The following is an 8,715-nucleotide window of genomic DNA, read 5'->3' as shown; positions in this document are numbered from 1 at the left end:
ACTTGACCCACCATCCGACCAATCAAAGCATTCACTAGAGAGGTTTTGCCCGCTGAACCAGTACCAAACACTACCACTAACAGTTCCCCACGGGAGAGGATAGCTTCAATTTCTTCAGAGCGGCGCAGCATCGCTTGCCGTGACACTTCATCCTGAATCTGTTTGACCTGTTGCCTTACTGCTTTAAGGGTTTCTTCTGCTGCTTCGGTTTTCACCTCGGGGGCTTTAGGTTCCAGACGACCCTTACCTGGCCGTTTCCGGGATTTACCAAATAACCCCATGGTGTAGATTAAGGCCCATATTAGTAGCCCTAGCAAGGTAATCACCAACAGGAGCAGTAAATTAGCCAGTAGGGGAGCAGTAAAGGAAATTTGGATATACAGTTGGTACAGACCATTAATCAACCAAAGCATTAGCCCCAGAATAATAATGAGACCAATAATTAGGGTTAGTAAGCGTGGCAGGGGCATGGAAGATACGAGAGGTTTTAATTATTAATGTTAGAATATCCGACAAGAATTCCCCGATCTCCATCAGCCCGATCCGCTGTCTAATCACCTCTGTGTATAAGACCTGTAATAAGTGTGGATTGAGGCAACAGTGCAGGAGACAGAAAGCCCTAGCTAACTCGAAGGGTGTAGTGGAGGAGACTTCACATTAAGTAGTCAGCTATCAGCTATAGTGGGAAACTAAATCAGTAATTTATAATTGATTTTGGAAATAACTGTTTAAATCTGAATAAATCTGACTGTTTAAATCTGTAAAAAAAACAATGAGCTTATTCAATACTATTCTCAGTGCCATTAATAGTCCTACACAACAAGCTAGTTCTAGTCAGCTAGGGGATATTCTGGACACGGTACAGCAGTTGAGTGGTAACCATCACACCAATCCCTCAGCCGTGCAATCTGCTACCTCAATTGTAGGTAAGTATGTGCGTTCAGCGCTCCAACAAAAGCGCAGAAATGAAGGAGATGAGCAGGTACAAGCACTAGTTAATCAATTTGGTGGCATTGGTGCTAGTTCTCAAGTGGTCAATATGCTCTTTAGTGCGCCTCAGATCCAGGAGCTTGTTGGAGAAATTACTAGCAAGACAGGCATTAATGCTGGTATCATCCAAGCTATGCTACCCACCCTAGTCCCCGTGGTATTGAATTTCCTCAAGACTGGCACCAATATTGAGAATCCCCTTGGTTCTAATTCTGTACTCAGTGGCTTTCTAGATGCTGATGGGGATGGGGATGTGGATATTTATGATGCCATGCAGCTGGCATCACGGCACTTAGGAAGATAACCAAAAAACCCAGCTTGTTGGCTCTAGGAAGAAGCACGAGTTGCTGGAATCAGTAACTTAACCAGTTTTGACAGCTGGGGTTTATCAAAGGCTTGGATGAGTACCTTGGCAGCGGCTTTTGGTTCTAGCACAATCGTAATTTCCTTACCCTTAGTGGTTCGGCTTCGCCCAGTAGCTCCTACAGCTGCTAGTTTTTGGAGTCCTGAACTTGGAGCGATCGCAGCCGCTGCCTTTCGTAACTCCTCTAGATTACCCTGTGCTGCTTGCAACTGGTCACTAGCTTCCTTGAGTTCTTTGATTACTAATGGTGCTAACTGGATATAGGAGTTTTTAGGATTTGCGATCGCTTTATGGCAAACTCCCACTAATTTATGCCAACTACCAATCCCAGCCCCCAGTTTAGCCAGACGCTTACAAAGCTTTTGAAGTTGTTGGCGATTGGTTGGTGTGGAAGATTGTTTAAACAGCTCTAGCATATCTTTAAGCAGGCTAATCACCTTCGGCCCAAAGTCTGGGGGAAATTTTCCTTTTGCTGAAGAAGAAGCTTTGCTAGTCGAAACTTGATCAGAACGAATTGCTTTTTCAGCAGCAGAGCTAGAAGCCATTGCCGCTGGTAATTGACTCTCACCACTGACCAAAGTTTTGAGATAATTCTGTAATTGTTCAAAGCCTGGCTGAGCTGCTTTTAGAGTTTTTTCTGCTTCACTTTGCTCAAACCCAAACGGTCCTTCCAACAGATCAATCAAAGCTTTGAGGGTATCATAACTCTTTAAAAACAGAGTCTCCAGCTGTTGATCAACCTGAATCTTATTCTCTTGAAGTACTTTGAAAGAATCTTCTAAACGATGGGCAGTCTTTTGAATACTTGTAAACCCCAACATGGCCGCCCCGCCTTTAACAGAATGAGCAGCGCGAAACAATTCATTAACCGTCTCTGGTTCATTGACCACTGAGCCCAGATTTAACAGTCCCTGTTCAATGGTTTCCAGGTGTTCTTTCGCTTCTTCAATGAAATAGCCTAAAATCCTTTGCTGATTCCCAGCTTCCACGGCAATTTTTCCTTATCAGAACGGCTAATCACAACAGATTGATGATAATCATCAGAGCAACATTCGATCTGGTCAACGCAGTTTTAAAATTAGTAGACCATAGCGTTGGTTACAGCAACAGCTTATTCTGAGCTTACCCCAAATCAGCTATTGGGCTATCAATGGTGAAAACTGCTCTTAGATCTTCAGTTGGATCTCTATTGTGGCATCCCACACCAAGTCAGCAAAGACTTTACGCGAGCGTGAACTACCCCAACCTACTACGTAGAGGTTGGGGCTTCCAGTTTCACGGAAGAACGCCTTAGCTTAGACGGACGCCCTCGCTTTGGTCTTACTTCTTCTCCACTGGCGTTGACCTCCCCCGTCCCAGAGGAGGATAGCATTCTGATACCTTCTGCTCTAATATTCTTGGCCGCATTACGGTCTCTATCGTGATGAGTGCCACAACTTGGACAAATCCAAGATCTTACATCTAGCGGCAACTCTTTGATTCGGTAATGACAATTAGAGCAGGTTTTAGAGCTGGGAAACCACCGATCTATCTCGACCAGTACTTTTCCTTCTTTTTCGCATTTATAAGAGAGGAAATTTACAAAAGTTCCCCAACTCAGATCAGATATTGCTTTAGCTAATTTATGGTTACGAACCATGCCCTTGACATTTAGGTTTTCAACTACCACTACCTGGTTCTGGTCTACGATTTTCCTAGATAGTTTATGAAGGTAGTCTTGGCGGACATTTCCAATACGTTCATATACCTTAGCTACAATCTTTCTAGCTTTCCTTCGCCCGCTACTTCCTTTTTTTTTGCGGGCAGCAATACGTTGTTTCCTAGTTAGCTTCTTTTCGTATTTAGCTAAATGTTTAGGATTTCCAAATTTAGAAGTCTTTTCGCCATCGTAGGTGATCGCAAAATCCTTGATACCCAAATCAATACCAATTACTTTCCCTTCCTTAAATAGTTTCACATCTGTTAATTCGTATTCTATCAAAACAGAAGCGTAATACTTACCAGAAGGGTCTCTGCTGACTGTTACAGTTTTGATATCCCCGTCTAGTGGCCGATGAATTCTTGCCTTGACAGTTCCTAGCTTTCCAGGGAACTTAAGGCAGTTACCCACTTGTTTGACATTTTGAGGGTACTGAATTGATTGGCGATGATGATATGACTTGAATCTAGGATATTTTGCTCTGCCTTCAAAAAAATTCTGATATGCACGACTAAGGTTGAGACTTACAGATTGTAATACCTGGGAGTAACAGTCCTTTAGCCATTCAGTCTCTTTTTGTTTTTTGAGTTTTGGCAGCATGGAATTGAGCGCAGATTGTTTTAGTCCTTTTCCAGTTGCCTTGTAAGTTTCTATGCACTGATTTAGTCCATAGTTCCACCACCAGCGAGCGCATCCAAAATGCTGAGCTAATATTTGAACTTGCTCTTGTGTGGGATAAATTCTTACTTTGATGGCTTTATGTCTCACTGCACTCAACCTTATTATCGACCTCTATTACTATTATAGAGATTTCGCAGTAAGGCGTCAACCTTTGCAGTAAAATTCCTGAGTCGCTATCCATCCTAGAGACGCGCGCCTTAGTAGAGTGGAGCCTTAATCAAACAGTTTTAACCCTTTTTACCATAGCCGACCAACCATAAAGGCTCCACTCTACTTACGGTAACTTCAACACCCTGTAAGAGGGTGGGGAATTCCGCTATTTTTATTAAAAGCACAAGGAATAGCTAGGGTTAGCTTGAAGCCGACACTTACCTGTTCGGATAAGCTTCATATTGTATCACCAATCGATTGCAGGCACCGATAAGAATAGCTTATCTCTAGATAAAACTTCCAAATATAACATAATCCTTTACATACAAAAAGTATTCTTAACATTATGTTACATTAAAAGTAACACTATGTCATGTTGGCGCGGCTGCCAGCTATGGATACCCCAATGGATACTAATGAGCTTCTAGAGCGTTATTCAGCAGGTGAGAGGGATTTCCGTGGAGTAGATCTCCAGCAAATCAACCTCAGTGAAGTCAATCTTACTGGAGTAATTTTCAGACGAGTCAACCTAGCTGATGCCAACCTGAGTCTCGCGGTTTTACAGGAAGTCAACCTGAATCAGGCAAATCTGACTGGAGCGAAACTGTGGCGAACTAATTTGAAAAAAACCTCTCTGGTGGAGGCTAACTTGAGTCAGGCATTTATGATTCGGGCGAATCTCACTAGAGTAAACCTGCGCCAAGCCATTCTAACCCGAGCCGATTTAAGATTAACCATTCTTCAGGATACCGATTTGCGAGGAGCCAATTTAACCAGGGCAGACCTGCGCTACGCTGACTTAAGAGGGGCTAACTTGACTGGTGCTTGTCTGCACCAGGCAGACTTGACTAGGGCAAATCTGTGTGATGCTGACCTTTCTCAAGCAAACTTGAGTGGAGCAATTTTGAGTCAGGTAGATTTGAGACGGGTTACTCTCTCAAATGTAGATTTGGGTCAAGCTGAGCTTTCTGGGGCAACGGTACCAGATCAACTGACTAGTGAATATTCAAAATTCCAAAAGCTAACAGCTAACAACTAATAAATAATCCCTTGATCAAAAGGGTTGGTTTGATCACAAGGGTTGGTTTGATCACAAAGGTTTGTTGAGGTAAAACTATCCCCCTCATGAGTGGAGTGGGACTAATTAGGGAGGGATTTCTAGGTGAACAATCCGAATTCGTTACTGGGAGATTTACGGCAAGAGTTACCACATCTGCGCTGCCAAATGTACTTCAAATCTTCCTTGACAGCTCTTTCTCATGCCATGGAAGACCTCGTGCTAGCAGTGGATGACTCTCCCTTGGTGATTGCCAATTTCCAGCATGAGAAGTTTTATCGTCAGGAAGTCCACCGCTATCAGCGAATTGCCCAACGTACAAACCAAGTTTATGTGTTGGCGGCACCAGAATCCGAGTCTGGCTTTGCTGTGGTTGAAGAATCCTTAGAAACTATCCCCTTAGGCCCAAATGATGGTCTTGCCCAAGAGTGGCACCTGGTGATTTTGGCGCAGAAGTATACAGCTTGCCTAATTTGTCGAGAACAACTGACACCAGCAATTTCCATGGATCAGGCGCGCAGGTTTGAGGGATTTTGGTCCTTTGACCCCCGAGTTACCATTCATGCTGCTCGATTGTTACTCGGACGGATTGCTAGTTATCGACCAGAACTAGCCCCAAAAGTGGAGCAGGTATGGCAGCACTATGGTTTGACTACAGAAGTCCCAGAGCAAACATTGTTGCTGACCAGTGCAGGGATTGATATTAGTATTTTTGCCCAGCGGCTAGTAACTTATCTGCAAGCGAGTCAATATAAGCTCCTGAAAGCTTATCGAGTCCTGACCACCAAAGAAAGCAAGGAGCGTCTGATTAATACTATCACCGCCACCATCCGTCGCTCCCTCAATCCCCAAGATGTTCTAGCAGCGACAGTAAAGGAGTTAGGAAACACCTTTAATTCTTGCCGTTGCCTGCTTTATCGCTGTAGTCCTAGTGACCAGCAAGCAAAAATTGAGTATGAATCGGTTGCTACTGGTTTACCGTCCCTAACCGGACAAATGTGGTCGTTAGCAGATAATCCTCTGATTCAAGTCGCTCTAGCTCAGGAACGAGCCATTGCCATTGCTGATGTCACTAAGGCCCCCAATTTACACAATAATCTAGCTCTCAGGACAACTATTCAAGGTTGGCAGATTCGATCTTGGTTACTGGTACCAATACACTATCAAGGAACACTGCTGGGGATGCTGGAACTTCACCATGGCGGTTCGGAACCCTATAGATGGCTCGAAGACGATATTGATTTAGTAGAAGCGATCGCAACTCAAGCTGGGGTAGCCTTGAATCAAGCCCAAGCTTATACTGACTTAACTGAACTCCATAACCAACTAGAAGCCCTAGAACGAACCCGCAATAATCTGATTGCTATCGTTGGTCATGAATTACGAACTCCCTTATCAACTATCCGAGTTTGCCTAGAAAGTTTAGAGAGTGAACCAGAAATGCCAACGGAGTTTCGGGAAACTATGCTTGATACGGCGTTAACCGATGCCGAGCGCATGCGTAAACTGATTCAAGATTTTCTCACTCTCTCTAAGTTAGAAAGTGGTCAGACCTGTCGTTACCCGGAATCAATCCAGATTATCGAAGTCTTAGACTTGGCTCTTTCTGCTCTGAGATCGATTTGGTCACCAGAGACTCTACCAGAAATCAACGTTAAACTACCCTCTGTCTTACCTACAGTCTTAGCAGATGGTGAAGGGTTGGTAGAAGTCTTAACCAAACTCCTAGATAATGCCTGTAAGTTTACTGAGCCAGGAGGTAAAATCACTATCCAAGCCCAAATCAATGAAACTCAATCTGAGTCGATGGGATTTGTAACAAAGAATGGCCGCCGTAATCCCATGCTAGAAGTAATTGTAGCGGATACTGGTAGGGGTATTGAACCGAGTCAGCTAGACGCAATATTTGAAAGTTTTTATCAAGAGGAAGATTCACTCCGACGCACTGTTGGTGGCACAGGTCTTGGTCTAGCTATTTGTCGCCAGATTATTAAAGGTATGGGTGGAAAAATTTGGGCTAAGTCTGAGGGAAAAAATCAAGGTAGTCAATTCCACTTTACCATTCCATTGGAATTATCTCAAACCTTGTTGACTGTTGACTGTTGACTGTTGATCTTCAACCGCCTAACTTTCAATTTTTTAGAATTTAGAATTTAGAATTTAGAATTTAGAATTTAGAATTCACCATTCTGCCTTCTGCCTTCTGCCTTCACCATTCACCATTCTGCCTTCTGCCTTTACCATTCACCCTTCTGACAGACAACCTTCAACCGTTCAACCTTCAACCTTCAACTCTTGATCCTAATTTCTCCAATAACCGAGCAACCTTTTTTAAATCTTTATCACCTGGTCTTCGCTCTACACCACTGGATAGATCAATTCCACTGGGTTGCACCAAAGTGAGGGCATCTAAGACATTATCCGGTGTCAAGCCACCAGCTAGTAACCAAGGGATACTGGGACGAAATTCTTGTAGCCTTTGCCAGTCTAAGGTTTTACCAGTCCCCCCCAACATTTTTCGATGGTAAGCATCTAGTAATAGTGTATCTACACAACTTAAATAACTATGTGCTTGATTTAAACATTCTGAAGTTCTTATCCTTAACGCTTTAATAATTTCAATCTCTGGTAAAGCTTGGCGCAGCTTTTTGCAAAATTCTGGGGATTCATTACTATGCAGCTGAACGGCATTTATCCCTGACTCATCCACAATTTGACTGATTTCTTCCGTAGAGGTATTAGCAAACACACCAATGCGGTCAACTGATACGGACAAGTGGTTGACCACCCCTCGAATTTGCTGTGGTGTAACGTAACGAGGAGAGCCTGGTACACAAATAAACCCTAACGCTGTTGCTCCCAATTTTGCGATCGCATCTGCTTGTTCTGGTTTCGTAATGCCACAAATTTTTACACGCATTGTTACTTGTTACTTGTCCCTTGTTACTCGTTAATTTTAATTTTCCCTATTCCCTCCATATTTCCCGCTCAAAGCGCAGCATTTCCAGAGAGCAATCTCCATAAAGTGCTTCAATATGCTCCCAACAGCAGTCAATGGCAAAATCATTTAAATCTGCTGGCTCCACCCCATACATATCCTGAAATACCTCAGGTTCCACCCGACAGAAACGAGGTCGATGGGGATAAATACGACATTCACGGGTGGTGTGGTCGAAATTTATACACCATCCCCCCTCACCTACCATACTTAAATATAGCGCTAGCTCTTCTGGGAGAAGATATTCCTCTAATCCTGGACGCTCAGCTGGGTCAAGATGACAGCAAGCGCCACATTGCTTTACACAACTCCAAGTTGCCATAACTTTGAAAAAAGAGCTAAAAGCTTAAACTATATCTAGCTTAGCGAGTTTTCACCCGTGATAGGTGTGGTCAGGCTTGCCGTTGAGTTTTGTATATTTTTGTAAACTTACTTAAAAAAAGCAGATCATTACCCAGTAATATCTAAGGGATGGATTGTGATTAGTCACCATCGCCTTTGTTGGGTCAATTCTGGAGAACACATGTATTTAGCTTTTTTAGATTTTATAGGTAACATCGATTGGGTATTAATTGCTCAATTGACTATGCTGGCAGCTGTTGTGATTGCTGGTCCAGTGGTCATTTTCGCCCTATATGCTCTTAGAGGGGACCTTTAATCTAGGGTTGAAGGTGAGGCGGTTGTTCGCCCTTGGCGTTCGGTGTAGGGTAGGTGATGCAGTTGAAGGTTAGCCCGTTGAAGGTTGAAGGTTCGGCGTTGCTTAATAATGGAATGAT

At 43.4% G+C, this 8,715-nt stretch carries 9 protein-coding genes; 4 read left to right on the top strand and 5 right to left on the bottom strand.

What is annotated here, in order from left to right; translation table 11 throughout:
- A partial coding sequence (locus F6K37_RS25465) for a Rab family GTPase (RefSeq protein WP_502887777.1) occupies positions 1-470 on the bottom strand: 470 nt, incomplete at its 3' end.
- Between the two features lie 302 nt (positions 471-772).
- Between F6K37_RS25465 and F6K37_RS25460 the strand changes: the two genes are divergently transcribed.
- On the top strand, positions 773-1,294 hold the full coding sequence (locus tag F6K37_RS25460; RefSeq protein ID WP_287253001.1) for a hypothetical protein: 522 nt from the start codon (positions 773-775) through the stop codon (positions 1,292-1,294).
- Between the two features lie 23 nt (positions 1,295-1,317).
- Here the strand turns inward: F6K37_RS25460 and F6K37_RS25455 are convergent, their stop codons facing one another.
- Together F6K37_RS25455 and F6K37_RS25450 are read right to left on the bottom strand one after the other, a co-directional pair.
- The gene (locus F6K37_RS25455; protein WP_008178385.1) at positions 1,318-2,343 is read right to left on the bottom strand and encodes an Hpt domain-containing protein; all 1,026 of its coding nucleotides are present in this window, start codon (positions 2,341-2,343) and stop codon (positions 1,318-1,320) included.
- 260 nt (positions 2,344-2,603) lie between these two features.
- The gene (locus tag F6K37_RS25450; protein WP_044492011.1) at positions 2,604-3,821 is read right to left on the bottom strand and encodes an RNA-guided endonuclease InsQ/TnpB family protein; all 1,218 of its coding nucleotides are present in this window, start codon (positions 3,819-3,821) and stop codon (positions 2,604-2,606) included.
- A gap of 436 nt (positions 3,822-4,257) precedes the next feature.
- On the opposite strand from F6K37_RS25450, the gene F6K37_RS25445 reads away from it, so the two are divergent.
- Positions 4,258-4,923 (top strand): pentapeptide repeat-containing protein, encoded by a 666-nt coding sequence (locus F6K37_RS25445; RefSeq protein ID WP_008178389.1) that lies wholly within the window; start codon positions 4,258-4,260, stop codon positions 4,921-4,923.
- A gap of 123 nt (positions 4,924-5,046) precedes the next feature.
- Positions 5,047-7,047 carry a DICT sensory domain-containing protein gene (locus F6K37_RS25440; RefSeq protein WP_287252997.1) on the top strand — a complete coding sequence of 667 codons (2,001 nt, stop codon included), beginning with the start codon at positions 5,047-5,049 and terminating at the stop codon, positions 7,045-7,047.
- 175 nt (positions 7,048-7,222) lie between these two features.
- Here the strand turns inward: F6K37_RS25440 and F6K37_RS25435 are convergent, their stop codons facing one another.
- Both F6K37_RS25435 and F6K37_RS25430 read right to left on the bottom strand, forming a co-directional pair.
- On the bottom strand, positions 7,223-7,861 hold the full coding sequence (locus tag F6K37_RS25435; protein ID WP_008178396.1) for a phosphoribosylanthranilate isomerase: 639 nt from the start codon (positions 7,859-7,861) through the stop codon (positions 7,223-7,225).
- Between the two features lie 46 nt (positions 7,862-7,907).
- A complete protein-coding gene (locus tag F6K37_RS25430; protein WP_008178398.1) occupies positions 7,908-8,261 on the bottom strand; it encodes a YkgJ family cysteine cluster protein in 354 nt (117 codons plus the stop codon).
- A 201-nt stretch (positions 8,262-8,462) separates the two neighbouring features.
- Between F6K37_RS25430 and psb30 the strand changes: the two genes are divergently transcribed.
- A complete protein-coding gene (gene psb30 / locus F6K37_RS25425; protein ID WP_008178400.1) occupies positions 8,463-8,597 on the top strand; it encodes a photosystem II reaction center protein Ycf12/Psb30 in 135 nt (44 codons plus the stop codon).
- Positions 8,598-8,715: the final 118 nt, after the last annotated feature.

This window comes from Moorena sp. SIO4E2 (genome assembly GCF_010671945.1).
GTDB classification, from domain to species: domain Bacteria; phylum Cyanobacteriota; class Cyanobacteriia; order Cyanobacteriales; family Coleofasciculaceae; genus Moorena; species Moorena producens.
The sequence above is the reverse complement of the archived record's forward strand: the minus strand, read 5'-3'. Positions and strand labels throughout refer to the sequence as shown.